Raw genomic sequence first — 19,281 nt, 5'->3', positions numbered from 1 at the left:
GGATGGCGCTACGCGTATCCGGCATTATTTTCGCTATGCCAGCCCGATAAAGAAACCGGCTATAGTGGCGCTCATCAGGTTTGACAGCGTTGCTGCTGCCAGCGCGCGCATGCCAAGCTGCGCGATTTCCGGGGCACGCTGTGGCGCTATCGCCGAAAATGCCCCGACGACAACGCCAATCGAACCAAAGTTAGCGAAACCGCACAGCGCAAACGAGATAATCGCAATGGTCTTCACATCCAGCGTTCCACCCGTTTGCAGATACGGCGAGAAGTTGAGATAAGCGACAAACTCATTAATCGCCAGCTTCTGTCCGATCAGGCTGCCTGCCAGCGTCGCATCGCCCCAGTCCACACCCATAATCCACGCCAGCGGGGCTAGCGCATAGCCAAAGATCCCTTCCAGAGTGGCGTGACCAAAGCCAAACCACCCACCAATTCCGCCAATAATGCCGTTAATCAGCGCGATAATGGCAACAAATGCCATTACGACCGTCGCCACGCCAGCAGCAATTTTCAGCCCGGTCATCGCTCCGCTCGCCGCTGCTTCGATGATGCTTTTCGGTGGCGTTTCAGTAAATGACAGGTTCTCAAAGGTGACGCGAGATTCTTCAGTAGCCGGACTCAGCATACGCGCGAACAAAATACCGCCAGGGATTGCCATCAACGATGCCGCCAGCAAATAGTCAATCGGAACGCCCATTCCGGCGTAACCAATCATCATTGAGCCAGCAATCGAGGCCATCCCACTACAAATAGCGGTAAACAGCTCATTGCGATTCAGGCGGTCAATAAACGGCTTCACGATCGCCGGGATCTCGTTTTGCCCGAGGAAAATCGTCGTTACGGCGACAAATGACTCGATCTTACTGATGTTCAGCGCTTTCTGGAAAATACCGCCGAGGATGCGGATCAACAGCCCCATCACGCCAATGTAGTAGAGAAGACTGATCAGTGCGGTCACAAAAATGATGGCCGGAAGCACCCGAAAAGCGAAGATAAACCCGGCTCCGTCAAACAGCACATCCATTTTTGGCCCAACCAGGGAGCCAAAGATAAATGCGCTTCCCGCGTCACTGTATGACATCACCTTGTGGACACCGAGCGCAGCCTGTTCAACCAGCCATTTTCCTGGCGGGAAGTACAGCATAATGCCGCCGATTGCGATTTGCAGTACCAGTGCAGCCCCGACCGTGCGCAGACTTATACGTTTTTTATTTACTGACAGCAGAAACGCGATGGCCAGTAATACCACCATACCCACAACACTTCTCATTATATCCATAATGAAATTCCCTTCATGCCAGGAAACCCGGCGTTATCGCCAGGTTTTGGTAGGTTTGATATTCGCGGGCGACCGCATTCTGCCCGGGATACTCTGTCAGACGAGGCGCTGATACTCCTTCGCAATTTCACAGGCCAGTACCGCATTGTTGAACACCAGCTGAATATTTGATTTCAGGCTGTCACCACCGGTCAGCTCTGCAACCCGCGCTAACAGGAACGGCGTACTCTCTTTGCCCACAACGCCCTGATCTTCCGCTTCTTTTACCGCCCGATCGATTGCCGCATTAATTTTCTCTTCGGCCATCGCAAACTGCTCTGGGATGGGGTTCGCAACAACCAGACCGCCGTCGAGACCCGTTTGCCATTTCACCGCCATGGCACGGGCAATCTCTTGCGCACTGTCCAGACGTATACTGACCTCAAACGGACTGGTACGGCAGAAAAATGCTGGCAACGCGTTGGTTTGATACCCAATTAACGGCACACCAAAGGTTTCTAAATATTCAGTAGTTAAGCCGAGATCAAGAATAGATTTCGCCCCGGCACAAATTACCGTGACATTGGTATGCGCCAGTTCTTGCAGATCCGCGGAAATATCAAAGGTATGTTCAGCACCACGATGAACCCCACCTATTCCCCCTGTCGCAAATACTTTAATTCCCGCCAGGGCGGCAATAATCATGGTTGAGGCAACAGTCGTTGCACCATTTTTTCCTGCCGCGACCACAAAAGGCAAATCACGACGACTTACTTTCGTAACGCTATGACCTTCCCGCCCAAGCAGCTCAATTTCATCTTTGCTTAAACCAACTTTCATTATTCCGCCAATAATGGCAATGGTCGCAGGAACCGCACCGTGTTTACGAATAGTTTCTTCTACTTCAATCGCTGTCTGGGCATTCTGCGGAAATGGCATTCCATGAGAAATAATGGTTGATTCAAGTGCAACAATCGGCTTCTTACTGTTTAATGCTTCCTGTACTTCTGGAGATATTTGTAATAATTCAGAGGAAAGAGTTAATTCAGACATTCTGTGTTCTCCACTAATGAGCTTACATTCGCAACAGACAAATCAGGGTTATTGGTATATTCACAGGCTAACGCCATTGATGAACAACCCTGCGCAAATCGAACCGAATCAATAAAGGGCATGCCGTCTACCCAGCAGGAAGCCAGTCCAGCCATCATTGCATCGCCAGCCCCGGTAACATTAATGACGTGAGTTTTAATCGGCAGTGACCAACCACGGCTCCCCGCAATATCACTGTAATAAACACCGTCACCGCCCATGCTGAGCACCAGCCTATTTAAGCCGCGATCATGAAACCAGGCGGCGACTTTACCCACGTCATCACGCCCGGAAAGCGCAATACCGCTTAGCGTTTCGGCTTCAAGCCGGTTGGGTTTAAGAGTGTGAATTTGTCCAAGCCGCTCGCGAATTTTGACGCATTTCCATGCCGATACCGGGTCAACAAACACCGGAACCTCTCCGGCATTTTCCAGCACCCATGCCAGGGCATCTTCGCTGATATTGCAATCGGCGACGATGACTTTCGCCTGCCGAATAAAATCATGATGCTGTGATAAAAAATCTGCTGAAATATGTTCGGTAATGCTCATATCATTAATGGCAACCAACATTTCACCGGTATTATCAAGCAATGATAAATAACTGGACGTATTCTCTCCGGGAACGATAAGACACTTATCAACATGAACTCCGGATTGATTGGTTTGCGCCAATAACGATTGTCCATAAAAATCATTACCAACCGCCGTCAGTAACCATGAATTTTTCCCCAGCAGCGCGAGATTATGTGCAATGTTACGTCCAACTCCGCCGGGGGTGAATTTTATCTTTCCTGGATTCGAATCCGCATAATTTAGAGAAGCATGCGAATACCCAGCAACATCCATATTGGCCGAGCCAATAGTTACTATGTATTCCTTTTCACGCATAGCACATCCCCTGGCAATTAACTTGCCACAAATGAGTTCGTTAAAAATAACCAACGCCACACATCAGGTTATTAGAGCACGTGTTCACTATCAAACATATGTTCATAGTAAGCGTGTTTTTGACAAAGTAAATCCATATTCAAGATCTAAACTCAATAGATATGAACAGAATCACAATTTTTTATAGATACAGTCTGTAAAGGAAAGAGAAAATGAGAAGTAGTACACAATTCAAGCAGTCTAAAGAGTTTAACTCCGGCATAACCGGAGATTTTTCAGATGCGCCAGACGATCCGGTTCGTATCAACTGAGCGAAACAAGGTCCTCTGGCATATGGTTGTACAAAATCCGCCAGAAGTGCTCAGCCGTTTTATTCAACCGGGTATCCATTCGGTAAATATAAGCCTGAATAGGCACCATCAGTTCCGGCGTCTGCAGACAAACCAGCCGCTTTTCGCGCAGTTCGTTTACGATTGTCCACGCCGGCAGCCAGGCGATACCATGCCCATCCAATGCCATATTTTTTAATAACTCACTCATCGAAGACATAAACAGCGTACGGGCTGAAATGCCGCCTACTTCCGCCAGATGACGGTTTACCAATCTTCCCATGTAGGATGTGCTGGTATAGTTCAGAATCGGCGCCTGCGACTGATAGATATCAAACAACGCCTTACCCTGCGCATCAGCAGCACACACGGGGTACAGTTCAGACTCAAAAACCTTCAAGCCGCAGAAAGGTGACTGCATTAAGTCTTCATCCCGAAAGGAGATAATAAAATCGCTTTTCCCCTCGCGCAGAGTATTCACCGCCTGAACAACATCAATAGCTTCAACGTGATAGACAAACTCCTCCCCCCAGGCCGCCATTGAGTGCACCAACCTGGGCAACATCGTCAGCGACAAAGAATGTGCCGCTGCTATTTTGATATTGGGTACACCCAGTAAATTGTGGCCGCTTAGCTCATCCAGATTACATTCCAGCTGTTGCAACAAACTACGGGTTTGCGAATGAAATAGCTTGCCCTCCTCCGTGAGTTGCAGTGGGCTCGTTGTGCGATCAAAAAGCAGCACACCCACGGCTGATTCGAGCGCCTTGATCCGCCGACTAAATGCCGGTTGGGATATGTTGCGCTCCTCAGCCGCCTGGGAAAAATGACGGCATGACTCCAACGTAAGAAAGTCGTATAACCATTTTGTCTCAATATTTTTCATGCTTATCACGCGGATATTTAAATATGCCTATTAGCCTTAAAGCATCATGCCTGAATAGTTCCGGAGATGACATTCATCATTAGCGCCTGGTGATTCGTTTTTTGCATAAAGGCTTCATTTTTAACATTAACATACTTCTCTCCCTATCGGTTACGACCGCTTTTCCGCCGCGTAACGCGTAGCCTCTGGCCGAATACCGGCCTGCTGAGGTTACACAATAAACAACAGTCATGCGGTTTTTGCATTGAACCATACATTATTGCATTTCTCCTCACGTCTCACTGCTGTTAAACATTATCAGCAGACACAACCCGGCTCTGAATATTAATTATCGGTGAATTGAGGTATATATCGTGAAAGGTTTAATTGGCGTGCTTGGTGGTATGGGACCTGCAGCAACGGTCGATCTGTTTAATAAATTCGTCACTTTTACCGCTGCGCAACGTGACCAGGAACATATCCCCTTAATTATTTCATCTATTCCTGACATTCCAGACCGAACCGACGCGTTAATGCATCATGGTCATTCCCCACTTCCGGCAATGCGCGATTATATGCATAAACTCGAAGATGCTGGCGCCGAGTGTATTGTGATCCCCTGTAACACCGCCCACTTTTGGTTTAATGAATTAAAAGCGTGCTGCCATACAGAGCTGCTCAGTATCGTTGAAACGACCATCAATGAGGTTAAAAACTGCGGGAAATCGCAAATCGGATTACTCGCCACCAACGCCACTTTATACATGGGCCTCTATCAAAAAGGCATAGAATCTCTTGGGTTAACCTGCATCAGCCCTGACTCATCCAGTCAGGAAAAAGTGATGGAAAGCATCTATTGCTTAAAAGCTGGTGATGCTAAGCGGGCGCAAACGCTGATGAATGAACAGGCTGAAGCACTCTTCTCACGCGGGGCACAAGTCATCGTGCTCGGATGTACTGAAGTTCCTGTCATTCTTGCCGAAGCAGTCAACAAGTCACCTGAGAAATATATTGATTCAACCGGTTCGTTGGTTCGTGCCGGTATTAAATGGTACGAGAAACGCGTGGGTAAAAATCACCTTTTGGCACAATGAATGTCCATACCTGTTTAATTGTTGCATTAAATAAAAATCCATTTTAATTACAAATTACTCTCTGGCGGAGGCCATTATGATTTGGCTAGAAATTATCGTAGTGTTGGGCGCAATATTTTTCGGTATCCGCCTTGGCGGAATTGGTATTGGTTTATGCGGCGGGCTGGGGCTGGCTATTTTAACGCTGGGATTTGGGCTGCAAATTGGTTCACCACCCGTTGACGTTATTCTCATTATTATGACGGTGGTGGTGGCGGCATCGGCGCTACAGGCCGCCGGAGGCATGGATTATCTGGTTCGCATTGCCGGTAATTTTATGCGCCGTAACCCTAAATATATCAATATTATTGCGCCGATTATTACCTGGTCGATGACGATTATGGCGGGAACAGGGTTCATCGTCTTTTCTACTCTGCCGGTGATTGCCGAAGTTGCCAAAGAGTCAGGTATTCGCCCTTCTCGTACGCTCGCAGGCTCCGTAGTCGCTTCTCAGGTGGCGATATCCGGTTCACCGATCAGTGCCGCAATGGCCGCTATGCTGACTATTATGGAAGGCAACGGTATCAGCTTTATTCAGGTTATGGCGGTATGTCTGCCTGCCTCATTTGTCGCCGCGATGGTCGCCGCTTTTATCGCCTCACGTCAGGGATGTGAGCTACAGGATGATGAAGTCTATCTGGAACGCCTGCAAAAAGGACTGGTGCGTAAATATGCAGGGCAAAACAGCACAACGCCAGGTGCCAGACTGTCAGTCGCCCTGTTTATGCTGGCAACGGTGGTCATCGTTATTCTTGCCGCATGCCCTCAATTTCGCCCTGGATTCGATGCAGGTAACCCCATGAATACCCGGGATATTATCATTATCTGCATGCTAGCTGCCGCGTGTCTGATGGTGGTGCTATGCAAAACATCAACAGACGCGATTGTCCTGACATCCACGTTTCGGGCGGGTATGAGTTCGTTGGCAGTGATTCTGGGGATTGTTACGCTGGGCACAACTTTCATTGATGCCCACTTAACGGGGATAAAGGATATCGCGGGCGATATTCTACGGGCTTATCCGATGCTGTTGGCGCTGGTGCTGTTTGGTACCTGCGCGCTTCTCTATTCGCAGGGAGCCACCACGCCGCTGATTATCCCTCTTGCCGTCGCGCTCGGCGTACCCACATGGGCCATTCTGGCTTCCTATGTCGCAGTGACCGGCGTGTTTGTTCTGCCAACTTATCCGACTTCGCTGGCGGCAATGGAGTTCGACACCACCGGGACAACGCGCGTGGGTAAGTATGTCTTAAACCATCCGTTTATGTTGCCAGGGCTTGGCGGGATCATTGCTGGCGTTGCCTTTGGTTTTATCATCGCGCCAATGATTGCCTGAACCGGTTTAACACTACCAGGCAGATCTAATGGATAAAAAAAGGGGCAGAGAAATCTCTGCCCCGGATGTCAGCGTTAAATCAGGCCGCCTTTGCCACAACCTCTGCTTCCGGGCGTTTCAGCACCGCGTAGGAGAGACCGGCTACCAGCGTACCGGCAATAATGGCCAGCAGGTATCCAACCACCGGAGTGATTGCGCCAGGGATTAACAGCACGAACAGACCGCCGTGCGGCGCCATCAGCTTAGCCCCCACCGCCATCGAGATAGCTCCGGTAATCGCGCCGCCAACGATACAGCAAGGCAGAACGCGCATCGGGTCACGGGCAGCAAATGGGATAGCCCCTTCGGTAATAAAGCACAGGCCCAGTACCAGCGCAGCTTTACCGCCTTCCTGCTGCGCTTTGTCGAACTTACGACGCGCCACCAGCGTTGCCAGCCCCAGGGCCAGCGGAGGCACCATACCCGCCGCCATAATCGCCGCCATCGGCGCATAGGTTTGCGTACTAAGCAGGCCCACACCGAAAGCATACGCCGCTTTGTTAACCGGACCGCCCATATCGGTACACATCATGCCGCCAAGAATCGCTCCAAGCAGCACCGCGTTCGCGGTTCCCATGGTTTGCAGCCAGTGGGTCAGACCTTCCAGAATGCCCGCCACTGGTTTACCGATCAGGTAGATCATGGCCAGACCAACCACCAGGCTTGAGAGCAGCGGAATTATCAGGATCGGTTTCAGCGCTTCCATACTCTGCGGAAGTTTCAGCTTCGTGCTGATGAGCTTCGCCACATAACCGGCAAGGAAACCGGCAATAATCCCGCCAATAAAGCCGGAACCGGTGCTCACCGCCAGCATACCGCCGATAAGACCTGGCGTCAGACCCGGACGGTCAGCGATGGAAAACGCGATGTAGCCCGCCAGAACCGGCACCATCAGCGCGAAAGCTGAACCACCGCCAATCTGCATCAGCGCCGCCGCCAGCGTACCCTGCTCCTTGAACGCTTCGATACCAAAAGCGAATGAGAGTGCAATACACAGACCGCCAGCAACCACCATCGGCAGCATGTAGGATACGCCCGTCAGCAGGTGACGATACGCGCCAGCGCTCTCTTTCTTACCTTCAGTGGTTGCAGACTGCGCTTTGCCGGCTGGCTGGTACGGCGTTGCTTCTTCCTGCGCTTTGTCCAGTTCCTGCTTCGTTTTCTTCAGCGCAAGGCCAGTAGAAGTACGGTACATTGGTTTTCCGGCAAACTTCGCCAAATCAACTTCAATGTCAGCCGCCACAATCACCAGATCCGCCTGAGCCACCTCTTCCGGCGTAATGGCATTGCCTGCGCCAACAGAACCACGGGTTTCAACCTTCACCCACCAGCCACGTTTTTTCGCTTCCGTTTCAATAGCTTCAGCGGCCATAAACGTATGGGCAACACCAGTTGGACAAGCCGTCACCGCCACCACGCGTTTTGGACCACTACTGGCCACGGACGCTGTCGCAACCGGAGCGCTATAAGGTTTTGCGTGACCTTTCGCTTCACTGAGGAAAAGTTCAGGATGCGCAACCGCACGACCAATATCGCCCAGCCAGACTTTTTTGCCGTTCAGCGAACTGTCGGCAGGAAGCGTGTCGCCCAGAACAATTGCCAGTTCGGCATCATTAGGATTATCAATAATTTCCAGATGTGCTTTCTGCGCCGCCGCTCCAAGCAGGGTTTTCGCCATATAAGCGCGAGCCTGGCCGAGATTAGCGTCAATAATCAGCAGCGTTTTCATTATGCCTCTCCTGCTGTCAGTTAAACGGTTTTAAGTCGACACGCGCCATCATTGCGGCCAACTGAGGACGATCGGTAATGCCCACATTGCTTTGGCTTACCGCCAGGGCGGCAACAGCGGTTGCCAGACGCAGGGTGTGTTCACTGGATTCACGCATCAGCAGGCCGTAAATCAGGCCACCAACCATTGAATCACCCGCGCCTACGGTGCTTACCACCTCGACTGACGGCGGTTTAGCAATCCACTCACCCGAAGCGTTAACCCACAGCGCACCTTCCGCGCCAAGTGAAATCACCACGTGAGCAATACCCTGCTCGCGCAACGCATGTGCAGCTTCAATCACATCTTTCATTTCTGGCAGCTTACGGCCAGCCCAGATTTCCAGTTCACGACGGTTTGGTTTTACCAGCCACGGCGCCGCTTTCAGACCGGCCACCAGTGCTTCACGACTACTATCAAAGATAATGCAAGGACACTGACTGCGCAGGCGCGTCATCCAGTCGGTGAATGCTTCCGGGCTAACGCCGGTCGGCAAACTGCCGCTGACGCACACCATGTCGAACTGGCCCAGCCAGCTCAGCGAGTCATTCACAAAGCGTTCCCAGTCAGCCGGGGTAACTTCAAAGCCGGAGAAATTGAAATCGGACACTTCGCCGTCTTTTTCGGTCAGCTTGACGTTGATACGGGTACGCCCCTGTACAACCTGAAAACGGTTGGCGATACCCAGCTCGCTGAACAACTGCTGAAAACCATCCTGGTTGTCTTTACCGAGGAAACCGCCCACCGTTACATCGATACCTAAATCTTTCAAAACCTTAGCGACGTTAATCCCTTTCCCTGCCGCGTGCAGACCGGTCGTTTTAACCAGGTTCACTTCACCGCGTTCAATTTCCGGGCAGAAACCCACCAGATCGTAGGCTGGGTTAAGGGTGATAGTAGCAACACGTCTGCTCATTACGCGCCCTCCCCAAGACCCGCCGCGATGGCTTCGCCAATCGCTTTCAGCGCCTGTTCAGCATCTTCACCCTGGGCGGTAAAGCGCAGGTGATGTCCTTTCTTCACGCCTAATGCCACAACTTTCATCAGACTGCGTCCATTCGCCGGCTTGCCGGTTCCATCAAGATTTGTCACGGTAATTTCACTGTTAAATTGTTTAATCGTATTCACCAGCATGGTGCCCGGGCGGGCGTGTAAACCATGCTCATTGCGCACAATAAATTCGGCGCTCAGTACATCATCAGTTAAGGCATCATCGCTGGTCAGCAGCGCCAGCACCGTTGCCGCATCGGCTTTCAACAAACGGTCAGCTTTATTATTCAGCAGCAAATCGCCAAGGCGCTTCAGCACCGCAACCGGTTGTTCGTCATTCATGGCGACGGTCACCAGCAGGGCTGCCGCTTCACCTTGTACATCGAACGCTGTTGCTGCGCGGCTGACCGCAACGGCGCTGCGCACATTGCCTTCAGCACAGTCATTCAGCCAGATCCCCTGACCGAGATTCATCGGTTGCTCATTAATGGCTCTGGCCACAAAGGTGGCGTCAACCGCGCCGACCTCTTTCAGCCGTGCGGCGTTGAGCGCCTGCAGCGTGACCAGCGAGTTGGCAACGACGTCCAGCGACAGCGTTTCGTTATCAAGCTTCAGCTGTTCGCTTTGCTTTTCCCCCATCAGCAACGCGCGCAACTCTTCCGCCGTGGTCGCAGATTTCAGCTGTTCAGCGACGGAGTCATCGCTCAGCACGTGCGTCAGCTGACGCAATAAACCGAGGTGCTCATCAGAGCTGGCGGCGATGCCGATTGCCACATAAGCAACCTGCCCTTCACCCCAGATCACGCCCTGCGGAAACTGAAACACCTGCACGCCGGTTTTCAGCACCCGATCGCGCGTGTTCGTCGTACCGTGAGGAATAGCAATACCGTTGCCGAGGAACGTGGACGTCTGTTGTTCACGCGCCAGCATGCCATCGACGTAGCCTTCCGCTACGTTACCTGCCAGCACTAAGGCAGCGGCAACCTGGCGAATAGCCTCTTCTTTATTCCCGGCCTGTTCGCCCGGGTGAATATCCTGAACAGATAACTGGAACATGGTTCTCCTCTCCCGCTGATTTGAAACGATTCAGCTAACATGAGAAAAAAGGCGTCACCTGACTCCATCAGTTATGGCGAGATGACGCTGAAACGTTTCAAGAAGTCTTGCTCTTTTTTCTTCAGCACACAAGTAAAGTTGACAAATTACTTGCTGAATTTAGAGATAACGCACATTTTTTCCGCGGAGGAGAAAAAATTGCTGACGCAAAAACGGCGTCAGCCTGTCAGATTCAGCAGCGTCAGCAAACTGCTTTCTCTGACTGAAATGCTATTTTGATTTTTGATGCCGATTTTGATTTGGCTCCCTGTTTATTTTCTGACAAGCAGCGTAAACTCCGCGTCTCTTCACATTATTGATATCAAAACATGCACAACACCCCCGTAGCCGCCACACCCAAGGCGTTTGATTTAACGTCTTCGGCGTTCCTGCTTGTCGCATTTCTGACGGGTATCGCCGGTGCGTTGCAGACGCCAACCCTCAGCCTTTTTCTGACGGATGAAGTCCATGCCCGTCCCGGCATGGTCGGGTTCTTTTTTACCGGTAGCGCCGTAATCGGCATTTTGGTGAGTCAGTTTCTGGCCGGACGTTCAGATAAAAAAGGCGATCGCAAAAACCTGATTGTGTTTTGCTGCGTGCTGGGGATGCTGGCCTGCGTGCTGTTCGCCTGGAACCGTAACTATTTTATTCTGCTATTTGTCGGGGTATTCCTCAGCAGCTTCGGTTCGACCGCCAACCCGCAAATGTTTGCTCTCGCCCGCGAGCACGCCGACCGTACGGGTCGGGAAGCCGTCATGTTCAGCTCGATATTACGTGCGCAGGTTTCGCTGGCCTGGGTGATTGGCCCACCGCTGGCCTACGCGCTGGCCATGGGGTTTAGCTTTACGGTGATGTACCTCAGCGCGGCGGTGGCGTTTGTTGTCTGCGGCGTAATGGTCTGGCTGTTCTTACCCTCGATGAGTAAAAACGTGCCTCTCGCGACAGGCGCGGTAGAAGCCCCGCGCCGCAATCGACGCGACACGCTGCTGCTGTTTGTTATCTGCACGTTAATGTGGGGGACTAACAGTCTCTATATCATTAATATGCCGTTGTTTATTATCAACGAACTGCATCTGCCGGAAAAGCTGGCGGGCATCATGATGGGAACTGCCGCGGGGCTGGAAATCCCAACCATGTTGATTGCCGGATACTTCGCGAAGCGTCTGGGCAAACGCCTGTTAATGAGAATCGCCGTTGTCGCCGGATTTTTCTTTTATGCCGGCATGCTGTTGGCCCACTCTCCGGCGATATTGCTTGGCTTACAGCTGCTGAACGCGATTTACATCGGCATCCTCGGCGGGATTGGCATGCTCTATTTCCAGGATCTGATGCCGGGACAAGCGGGTTCAGCCACAACTCTCTATACAAATACCATTCGCGTGGGCTGGATTATTGCCGGATCGTTGGCGGGTATTGCCGCTGAAATCTGGAACTATCACGCGGTATTCTGGTTTGCGTTGGTGATGATCGTCGCCACCGTCGCGTGTCTGACGCGCATCAAAGACGTTTAAGGTGCGGTCAGCGCCTCGAGCTCGATGAGATAGACCATGGCCTGGTGCGTCGTCTGTCCGCACATTTCCGCACTGGGCTGTAAACCGGCGCACACTTTTGGCCGCAGAGGCGAAGCAAAAATTTTACAGCGCAGGGATTCATCCAGCTGAACGCATGGTGTATTAGCGGGCTTGCCATCAGGCATGCCGGGGATGGGACTGGAAATTGAAGGCGCGGTGCAACATGCACCACAATCCGGACGGCATTCCATACAGTACTCTCTTTATCGTAAACCATCGGATTGTGCAGGAAGCGCACAGTAACACCTTTTTTGCACCAGCAAAAGCATCAATTCCGCTTGCCTGAATGCCCCGGCGCGAGTAGTTTTACGCGATATTTTAGACACTCCTCATTACAGGATTTTTTCGATGCCAAGAGCGAACGAAATTAAAAAAGGTATGGTACTGAATTACAACGGCAAACTGCTGATTGTAAAAGATATTGATATTCAATCACCAACCGCACGTGGCGCCGCCACGCTGTACAAAATGCGTTTTTCTGATGTTCGTACCGGTCTGAAAGTTGAAGAGCGCTTCAAAGGCGATGACATCGTTGATACCGTCACCCTGAGCCGTCGTGGCGTTGATTTCTCCTATGTCGATGGCAACGAATACGTCTTCATGGATAAAGAAGACTATACCCCGTATACCTTCACCAAAGACCAGATCGAAGAAGAATTGCTGTTCATCCCGGAAGGCGGAATGCCGGATATGCAGGTACTGACCTGGGACGGTCAGTTGCTGGCGCTTGAACTGCCGCAAACGGTAGACCTGGAAATCGTTGAAACGGCACCGGGCATTAAAGGCGCGTCAGCAAGTGCGCGTAACAAACCAGCGACCATGAGCACCGGTCTGGTTATCCTGGTTCCTGAATATCTGAGTGCAGGTGAAAAAATCCGTATTCATATCGAAGAACGTCGCTATATGGGCCGCGCAGACTAACTTTTCTGCTGCGACACCGGCGAAAAGGGACAGCATTTGCTGTCCCTTTGTTTCTTTTCAGCCCTGGCTGCTGAGGTAAAAATCATCCACCAACAGAGATTCCAGATACAGCTCATCCTCACGCATAAAATGCGTTATGACGTTAACCGCCTGAGGATAAACCCCCTCTTCGTCCCGGTGTAAACAACTTTCCCGTAGCAGGGGTGCCCAGCACATAATGTGATGATGCAAAAAGTAATATTGCGCCGATAACGTCTCCTTTTTGGTAACCATTCTCGCCATCAGTGCCAGCTGTACAGCAATATGGTCGGCAGGCTCGTTGTCCTGCGGGGTCAGCCCATACTCGACTAACAGCACATTCATTTCCTTGCGTTCATCAGGCGCGGTCGTATGCGGATAATGCCCCGCATAGGGAGAAACGCCGCCGGGAGGTGCCAGCAAAAACAACGAGGCATAGTCCGCCGCCAGCTCCAGCTGTCGGCTTTCCCGGCGCAGCGCCCGAACGAGACTACGTTCCAGGTTTTTGACATCAACGGATAACCCAGGGATAGCCGTCAACGACGCCAGCCACTTTCGGCTTTCCCCACTTTCCAGGCGGATGAGTTGCTCCTCGTCCAGCTCGCGGAACAGCAGTTGCGAAAACCACTGGTACACCGCCGCCCGCTGTCGATGAATATGATTATGCTGCACTTGCCCCCTCCTCTTTCACAACCTCCGGCCCGCCGAAGCCTGTGACCTGCGGGGCATTCTCCTGGTACCGCTCCACCTCGACCAGCACCGTATGCGCCGAAGGCCCCTGCGCCAGTTGTGATGTACCGATATCCGCACTCAGCACATTCGGATCGCCATAAGTGCATAGTGTGCCCGCTTTCCCGCCTTCCTGCGGCGAATACCACGCGCCTTCATGAATCCGGACGACGCCAGGCGCGTAATCCGGGCTGATCACCACCCCGGCCAGCACCTGGCCTCTGGCGTTAAACACGCGCGCAATATCCCCGGCTTTCAGGCCACGTGCGCGGGCATCCGACTCGCTCATGTACAGCGGCTCTCTTCCTGCCACCGCATAGGTGTTACGAAACGCCTCGCTTGAGCACAGCTGGGAGTGCAGACGTTTATCCGGATGGCAGGACTGCAGATGCAGCGGATATTTATCTGTTTTGCTGCCATGGGTACGCTCAAAGGGTTCCATCCACACCGGATGCCCCGGGCAGTCATCGTAGGCAAAGCCCGCGATGGTTTTGCTGTAAATTTCAATCAGACCAGAGGGTGTTCCTAACGGGTTGATATCCGGCTGTTCGCGAAATTCTCCGTGACGCACCCACGGCTTCCCGGCAGGATATTCAATGTATCCTTCGCCCTGCCAGAAGCTCTCGAAGTTCGGCATACTCACGCCAAGGGACGCTCCCGTTTTCGCGCCCTCATCATAAATGGCTTTTATCCACTGCATTTCATCCCGCTTTTCGCGGTATGTCTCTTCCTGACCAAAGCGTTTGCACAGACCGGCAAAGACATCAAAGTCATGTCGCGCTTCAAACTGCGGTTTAACCACCTGATGTATCGCCATCAGCCCTTTATTCGAGTGTGTACCGAACTGCTCAATGTCATTACGCTCAAAGCGCGTGGTCACAGGCAGGACGATATCGGCAAAACGACAGGATGCTGTCCACTGATGATCCAGAACGACCACGGTTTCCAGCTTCTTCCACGCTTCGATCATGCGGTTACGATCCTGCTGCGCATGGAACGGATTGGCGGCGCTGAAAATCGCCATTTTGATATCAGGGAAAGTTAATGTTTCACCGTTGAAAGCGATCTTTTTGCCTGGCGCCAGCAGACAATCGATCATTCGCGAGGTAGGAATATGCTCTGAAGCGCCGCGGAAATCCGCTTTGTATTTCGCGGCCGGGGGATTGTTGATGCTCCCGAGGCCGGACAGGACGGGACCGGCAGAGGTGACCGTCCCGCCGCCGTTATAGTGCCAGCCAAACCCTACTCCGCCGCCCGGCAAGCCAATTTGGCCAACCATGCTGGCCAGCACCACCAGCATCCACGGATACTGCTCGCCATGGTGCATACGCTGCACGCACCAGCCGCCCATAAACTGTGTCCGGCCTTTGACCAGCAGGCGGGCGAAGTCGCGGATCTGCTCCGCCGTCAGACCGCAGATTTCCGCCGCCCATTCGGCGTTTTTCGGCTGCTTGTCGCTTTCCCCAAGCAGATACGGCAAGAACTGTTCAAAGCCCACGGTATAATCGTTAATGAACGCCACGTCATACAGTTTTTCTTCGTACAGGGTATGCGCCAGCGCCAGCAATAACGCGACATCCGTTTGCGGTCGCAGCGCCAACTGCTCACAGCCAAGATAGTTTTGCGACTTGCTACGCACCGGATCAACGCTGATAACGCGCATCTTACCCTGCGCAACCGCTTCTTTAATCTGCTGCCAATAGCCAAACGCATCGTGATCGGGAACCAGGAACTCGATCTGCAGATTCTTGATAGGATCGCAGCCCCACAGCACGATGGTTTGGGTATTTTCGATAACCATCGGGAGTGACGTTTGCTGCTCATAAACTTCCAGCGAACCAATCACATGCGGCAAAATCACCTGCGCTGCGGCTGCCGAGTAGTCGCCGACGGTCGTTACATAGCTACCGTGCAAGCCGAGTCCCCGATCCATCGCGCCGCCGGCCTTATGAAATTTGCCAACAATTTGCCAGTCCGCCAGCCCGGTAAAGACACCAGAAGATCCGTAGGTCTTTTGTACCCGCTCCAGCTCTTCATAAACCAGATCCAACGCCTGATCCCAGCTCACACGGACAAAGCGATTATCGCCGCGCTGGTTGCGATCTGACTTTTCACGCTTGCGCAGCCAGTCCAGCCGCACCATCGGGTAGCGCACGCGCGATGGGTTGTAGACCACTTCACGCACCGCATTTAGCATATCGCAGGGGTATTTGTCATGTTTGAAGGGGCGGGTATCGACCCATTCACCGTTCACGACTTTGGCTTCAAAAGCGCCAAAGTGCGAGCCAGACTGGATCCATTGCTCCGGGTTTTCACCCGCTGCCCAGACCTTTGAGATCAGTGGATTTGGCCCTAAAGCGCTGACGGCACCGACTGCCAGCATTCCGCTTAAAAACCGTCGACGTGACGGATTAAAATCATGAATATCCATAAATTATCCTTTTGAATTGTTAGGTTGAGGTATATCGCTGGCGTGAGTCTGGAGATATTTCAACAACGTACGGTCTTCCACCGGATTAAGCCGGTAGTAGGTGGACATGGATTTCAGTCCGGCGATCCAGCCATTCGCGGAATAACGGGTCGGCGGCGGCGTGCTGTGGCAAGCGCTACAGGTGGATTGCAACATCTGATCGGCGTATTGCCAGAGGGGGTCAATATTGTCGGTAAAACCCTCCGCCGAACTCCAGGCCATCACGCTGACCTGCTGCCACTCCTGATGTGACTCCGGATCAACCTGTGTTTGCTCAACCTTCACATTGCTCATCAGCGAGGCATCTAATACGGCAGCAAAAACGCGTTTACCCATATACTGGGTAATCACCCGTCCACGTCCTTTGCTTTCCCGCCAGCCGGTCAGCTCTATCTGAACGTTTTTTCCTTCTCTTTTCAGCACACGCACTTGCGTTGCCGGGTACAGCATGGCTTTACCTGCCGGGCTCTCTGCTGTCACAGTCAGTGATTTTTCGCCTAACGAATACAGCGTCGTCGCCGTGGGTAACTGCTCTCCCTGACGCTGCATCTGCTTGTAACGATCGCGAAAACCGCTGCTCATATCGGGTTTGTGATGGGCAATGCCTTTGTGACAATCGATACAGTTACTGTCTTTTGCCGCCGCCGCGGTCATTTGCGCCGCTGCATTTGCCGATTGCTTACCGTGATCCATCGCCTCATAGCTATGGCAGGATTTACACGCCGCTGAATTATTCGCGCTCATGCGCGCCCATTCTCGCTGGGCCAACTCCGCCCGCTTTGCGGCAAATTTTTCCGGGGTATCGATCGAAGGAGAGATAAAGGTGTGGTAGAGGTCGTTTAAGGCTTGCGTTTTACGAACCAGCGTTGGGACGATGCCTGGCGGAATATGACAATCCTTACACTCCGCACGCACACCTGAAGCATTACGAAAATGCATGCTGGTTTTATACTCCTCGCCAGATGTGCGCATCGAGTGACACGATAAACAAAACTCGGTAGAACTGGTGTAATGAACGCCTTGCCACGTTCCCCAAATAGCCAGGGCCATTGCTACCGCCCCGGCGAATGCGCACCATAGTGCGTTTTTTCTTATCCACGACATGCTTGCCTCCATTTTTTTAATAGCGACACGCTAAGGGATAAAAAAAATCAAAAATAGAGACAGCGAAGGCAGATTATAGGAACAGCATCCACTCTATGAGGTTCGTCAAATAGTAAAGAGCAGAAGTCCGTAATATAATTACCATCTATAAATAAGGAATTTATCATGCTCAAACTGACTCTCGATAGAGAAAGCCGGACTCCGCTGCAGTTGCAGATATTTCAATTTTATTTACAGGCCATTCAGCGGGGTGATTTGCTGTGTGGAGATAAACTCCCCTCTATTCGCGAGCAGGCTCAGGCATTGAACATTGCCAAAATAACGGTAGTGATGGCCTATGATAAGCTGATGGCGGCTGGGTTAATTAAGAGCCGACACGGCATTGGCTATGAGGTGATATTCACCACGCCTGTACGTGTAACTCCAGCGCATGTGTCCGTACCCCAGGGCTCTCCGCCAGTAACACCAAAAGCGGCCGGGGTCTCTACCGATGTTTACGCAGAGCCTGGGCGGGAGTGCTACTGCCGGATGGGCGTCCCCGATCCCAATGCTTTTCCCTGGGCAAGCTGGCGAAAATGGAATAACGCGCCAAGCGTACTTAAAGAGCAATTGTTTACCCGATATCATTCATCAAATGGATTATTTTCACTGCGTGAGCAACTAGCCAGGTACCTTAATTTATCTCGCGGCATTAATACCCGGGCGGAGAACATCATCATTACCAATGGGATTCAGGAAGGATTGTCGCTGCTCAGTCAAATATTTATTGTTCATCATGCCGTCAGTCAGCAAAAAAAGTGCCACGTTGTGGCCGAATCCCCTTGCTATTCTGGCGCATGGCATCTGTTTAATTATTACGGTGCAGACATTACGTCAATTGCTGTAGATAACCACGGGCTGCAAACAGATAAATTACCTGAATATGAAACCCAGCTTTGCTATGTGACTCCGGCTCACCAGTATCCAATGGGAAGCGTCCTTTCGCTGGAGCGCCGTCAGTCATTATTGACGTGGGCGCAGCGCGTCGGCGCTTATATCCTTGAAGACGACTACGATGCTGTTTTTACCTATGGCGAGAACCCCCTTCCTGCACTGAAAGCTATGGATTATCACAACCGGGTTATCTACATGGGGACATTTTCCAAAACGCTGGGGCCGGGAACGCGTCTTGGCTATCTCATTTGTCCTGATGAACTGCTCCCGGCAGTAAAGAATATGAAAGCGCTCAACAACAACGGCAGTCAGTGGCTATTGCAGCAATTTTTAGCCGAATTAATGCAAAATCAGGTGTTTTACTCGCACATCAGCAAGCTGGCCTGCAACTATGCGGCGCGCCTCAATCTATTACGCGATGGCCTTTCTGTTCTGTTTCCGTCAGGGAAAATCGCTGGCGCAACGGCGGGTCTGCACCTCTCGTTACGCGTTGACAGGCACCCAGATATGATAGCCAGGCTGCAACAGCGCTGCCTGCTGGCAGGGATCCGCTTTGACACTCTGCCAGATATAGAAAATGGCTCAGGAGCCGCATGGCGTAGGGAGAATAGCGATGCTGTTATGTTTTTCGGGTTTGGCGGATTGCAGATACAGCAGATCAAAAAGGTGCTGTCGGTACTGGAGCAGGCGCTAGCGCAGCCTTGATGAATTTCAGGGATCGCGCCTGCGGCACAA

The 19,281-nt window shown here is 52.0% G+C and carries 16 protein-coding genes; 5 read left to right on the top strand and 11 right to left on the bottom strand.

Going from position 1 to position 19,281, the window contains the following annotated elements:
- Positions 1 to 33: 33 nt before the first annotated feature.
- The 4 genes from HV352_RS08155 to hypT form a co-directional block, all read right to left on the bottom strand.
- Positions 34 to 1,284 carry a NupC/NupG family nucleoside CNT transporter gene (locus HV352_RS08155; protein ID WP_047359178.1) on the bottom strand — a complete coding sequence of 417 codons (1,251 nt, stop codon included), beginning with the start codon at positions 1,282 to 1,284 and terminating at the stop codon, positions 34 to 36.
- Between the two features lie 96 nt (positions 1,285 to 1,380).
- The gene (locus tag HV352_RS08150) at positions 1,381 to 2,316 is read right to left on the bottom strand and encodes a pseudouridine-5'-phosphate glycosidase (protein WP_016156984.1); all 936 of its coding nucleotides are present in this window, start codon (positions 2,314 to 2,316) and stop codon (positions 1,381 to 1,383) included.
- Positions 2,304 to 3,245 (bottom strand): pseudouridine kinase, encoded by a 942-nt coding sequence (locus HV352_RS08145; protein ID WP_016153731.1) that lies wholly within the window; start codon positions 3,243 to 3,245, stop codon positions 2,304 to 2,306. The genes HV352_RS08150 and HV352_RS08145 overlap by 13 nt, the downstream gene beginning before the upstream one ends.
- A 303-nt stretch (positions 3,246 to 3,548) precedes the next feature.
- Positions 3,549 to 4,460, bottom strand: coding sequence for a hypochlorite stress DNA-binding transcriptional regulator HypT (gene hypT / locus HV352_RS08140; protein WP_181635333.1), 912 nt, complete (start codon positions 4,458 to 4,460; stop codon positions 3,549 to 3,551).
- Between the two features lie 353 nt (positions 4,461 to 4,813).
- Between hypT and HV352_RS08135 the strand changes: the two genes are divergently transcribed.
- The gene (locus HV352_RS08135; protein WP_016153734.1) at positions 4,814 to 5,533 is read left to right on the top strand and encodes an amino acid racemase; all 720 of its coding nucleotides are present in this window, start codon (positions 4,814 to 4,816) and stop codon (positions 5,531 to 5,533) included.
- Positions 5,534 to 5,609: 76 nt separating this feature from the next.
- A complete protein-coding gene (locus HV352_RS08130) occupies positions 5,610 to 6,908 on the top strand; it encodes an anaerobic C4-dicarboxylate transporter (protein WP_181635332.1) in 1,299 nt (432 codons plus the stop codon).
- A 79-nt stretch (positions 6,909 to 6,987) separates the two neighbouring features.
- Here HV352_RS08130 and fruA read toward each other — a convergent pair whose 3' ends face one another.
- Genes fruA through fruB form a run of 3 tightly spaced genes read right to left on the bottom strand, consistent with a single transcriptional unit; the run spans position 6,988 to position 10,761 of the window.
- Positions 6,988 to 8,676 (bottom strand): PTS fructose transporter subunit IIBC, encoded by a 1,689-nt coding sequence (gene fruA, locus HV352_RS08125; protein WP_181635331.1) that lies wholly within the window; start codon positions 8,674 to 8,676, stop codon positions 6,988 to 6,990.
- 16 nt (positions 8,677 to 8,692) lie between these two features.
- Positions 8,693 to 9,631, bottom strand: coding sequence for a 1-phosphofructokinase (gene fruK, locus HV352_RS08120; RefSeq protein ID WP_003834544.1), 939 nt, complete (start codon positions 9,629 to 9,631; stop codon positions 8,693 to 8,695).
- Positions 9,631 to 10,761, bottom strand: coding sequence for a fused PTS fructose transporter subunit IIA/HPr protein (gene fruB / locus HV352_RS08115; RefSeq protein ID WP_181635330.1), 1,131 nt, complete (start codon positions 10,759 to 10,761; stop codon positions 9,631 to 9,633). Before fruB ends, fruK begins: the two co-directional genes overlap by 1 nt.
- A 368-nt stretch (positions 10,762 to 11,129) precedes the next feature.
- Between fruB and setB the strand changes: the two genes are divergently transcribed.
- A complete protein-coding gene (gene setB, locus HV352_RS08110; RefSeq protein WP_016153738.1) occupies positions 11,130 to 12,311 on the top strand; it encodes a sugar efflux transporter SetB in 1,182 nt (393 codons plus the stop codon).
- On the opposite strand, the gene HV352_RS08105 is transcribed toward setB, so the two are convergent.
- Entirely contained in the window at positions 12,308 to 12,562 is a 255-nt protein-coding gene (locus tag HV352_RS08105) for a YkgJ family cysteine cluster protein (protein ID WP_016153739.1), read from the bottom strand. The two genes, setB and HV352_RS08105, sit on opposite strands and share 4 nt — an antisense overlap.
- 157 nt (positions 12,563 to 12,719) lie before the next feature.
- Between HV352_RS08105 and yeiP the strand changes: the two genes are divergently transcribed.
- Entirely contained in the window at positions 12,720 to 13,292 is a 573-nt protein-coding gene (yeiP, locus tag HV352_RS08100) for an elongation factor P-like protein YeiP (protein ID WP_016153740.1), read from the top strand.
- A gap of 57 nt (positions 13,293 to 13,349) precedes the next feature.
- Here the strand turns inward: yeiP and torD are convergent, their stop codons facing one another.
- Genes torD through torC form a run of 3 tightly spaced genes read right to left on the bottom strand, consistent with a single transcriptional unit; the run spans position 13,350 to position 17,613 of the window.
- Entirely contained in the window at positions 13,350 to 13,982 is a 633-nt protein-coding gene (torD, locus tag HV352_RS08095; RefSeq protein WP_016156990.1) for a molecular chaperone TorD, read from the bottom strand.
- Complete coding sequence (gene torA / locus HV352_RS08090; protein ID WP_104651228.1) at positions 13,972 to 16,470, bottom strand: trimethylamine-N-oxide reductase TorA; 2,499 nt, start codon at positions 16,468 to 16,470, stop codon at positions 13,972 to 13,974. Before torA ends, torD begins: the two co-directional genes overlap by 11 nt.
- A 3-nt stretch (positions 16,471 to 16,473) precedes the next feature.
- Positions 16,474 to 17,613, bottom strand: a complete 1,140-nt coding sequence (gene torC, locus HV352_RS08085) for a pentaheme c-type cytochrome TorC (RefSeq protein WP_181635329.1) — start codon at positions 17,611 to 17,613, stop codon at positions 16,474 to 16,476.
- 165 nt (positions 17,614 to 17,778) lie between these two features.
- Here torC and HV352_RS08080 point away from each other — a divergent pair, with 165 nt between their 5' ends.
- The gene (locus HV352_RS08080) at positions 17,779 to 19,251 is read left to right on the top strand and encodes a PLP-dependent aminotransferase family protein (RefSeq protein ID WP_016156993.1); all 1,473 of its coding nucleotides are present in this window, start codon (positions 17,779 to 17,781) and stop codon (positions 19,249 to 19,251) included.
- The last annotated feature ends 30 nt before the right edge of the window (positions 19,252 to 19,281 follow it).

The organism is Citrobacter sp. RHBSTW-01044, assembly GCF_013781945.1.
In the GTDB taxonomy this organism is placed as follows: Bacteria; Pseudomonadota; Gammaproteobacteria; order Enterobacterales; family Enterobacteriaceae; genus Citrobacter; species Citrobacter braakii.
The sequence above is the reverse complement of the archived record's forward strand: the minus strand, read 5'-3'. Positions and strand labels throughout refer to the sequence as shown.

Bases quoted from the DNA above. Each gene is read 5' to 3' on its own strand.
- HV352_RS08155 (WP_047359178.1), bottom strand. From the start codon at position 1,284: ATGGATATAATGAGAAGTGTTGTGGGTATGGTGGTATTACTGGCCATC.
- HV352_RS08150 (WP_016156984.1), bottom strand. From the start codon at position 2,316: ATGTCTGAATTAACTCTTTCCTCTGAATTATTACAAATATCTCCAGAA.
- HV352_RS08145 (WP_016153731.1), bottom strand. From the start codon at position 3,245: ATGCGTGAAAAGGAATACATAGTAACTATTGGCTCGGCCAATATGGAT.
- hypT (WP_181635333.1), bottom strand. From the start codon at position 4,460: ATGAAAAATATTGAGACAAAATGGTTATACGACTTTCTTACGTTGGAG.
- HV352_RS08130 (WP_181635332.1), top strand. From the start codon at position 5,610: ATGATTTGGCTAGAAATTATCGTAGTGTTGGGCGCAATATTTTTCGGT.
- fruA (WP_181635331.1), bottom strand. From the start codon at position 8,676: ATGAAAACGCTGCTGATTATTGACGCTAATCTCGGCCAGGCTCGCGCT.
- fruK (WP_003834544.1), bottom strand. From the start codon at position 9,631: ATGAGCAGACGTGTTGCTACTATCACCCTTAACCCAGCCTACGATCTG.
- fruB (WP_181635330.1), bottom strand. From the start codon at position 10,761: ATGTTCCAGTTATCTGTTCAGGATATTCACCCGGGCGAACAGGCCGGG.
- setB (WP_016153738.1), top strand. From the start codon at position 11,130: ATGCACAACACCCCCGTAGCCGCCACACCCAAGGCGTTTGATTTAACG.
- HV352_RS08105 (WP_016153739.1), bottom strand. From the start codon at position 12,562: ATGGAATGCCGTCCGGATTGTGGTGCATGTTGCACCGCGCCTTCAATT.
- yeiP (WP_016153740.1), top strand. From the start codon at position 12,720: ATGCCAAGAGCGAACGAAATTAAAAAAGGTATGGTACTGAATTACAAC.
- torA (WP_104651228.1), bottom strand. From the start codon at position 16,470: ATGGATATTCATGATTTTAATCCGTCACGTCGACGGTTTTTAAGCGGA.
- torC (WP_181635329.1), bottom strand. From the start codon at position 17,613: ATGTCGTGGATAAGAAAAAACGCACTATGGTGCGCATTCGCCGGGGCG.
- HV352_RS08080 (WP_016156993.1), top strand. From the start codon at position 17,779: ATGCTCAAACTGACTCTCGATAGAGAAAGCCGGACTCCGCTGCAGTTG.